This window comes from Luteibacter yeojuensis (assembly GCF_000964085.1).
Classification (GTDB): domain Bacteria; phylum Pseudomonadota; class Gammaproteobacteria; order Xanthomonadales; family Rhodanobacteraceae; genus Luteibacter; species Luteibacter yeojuensis_A.
Window position 1 is genome coordinate 1 of the sequence record NZ_JZRB01000117.1, and the last position, 334, is coordinate 334.

Annotated in this window: 1 protein-coding gene; it reads left to right on the plus strand. The window is 59.9% G+C overall.

The genetic code is table 11. The features are described 5' to 3' along the window. Positions 1-334 (plus strand): type IV secretion system protein (locus tag VI08_RS20470; protein WP_045831496.1); only part of this gene is annotated, 334 nt, incomplete at both ends.

Below are 334 nucleotides of genomic sequence, written 5' to 3' on the forward strand. Positions count from 1 at the left end.
TCTATAAGTTCGCGATGGCCCTGTTCATCGGCCTTGGGCCACTGTTCATCCTCTGCCTGATATTTGACCAAACCAAGGACCTGTTCCGAAGGTGGCTGATGTACGGCTTGGGCACCGTTTTCTCGATGGCACTGCTGAGCGCGGTCGCGAGCATGGTGCTCGAACTCACCGCTCGTGTTGCCGCGGCAACCTGGGCATCGAAAGTCGTCAGGATGTTCATGCCGGGCAGCCCGGAGGGCCTGTCGAACCTCGCCCTGCAGACCGGTGGCATTGGCCTGTTGATGACGGTGCTGATTGTTTCGGTGCCGCCGATGGCTGCGATGTTCTTCCAGGG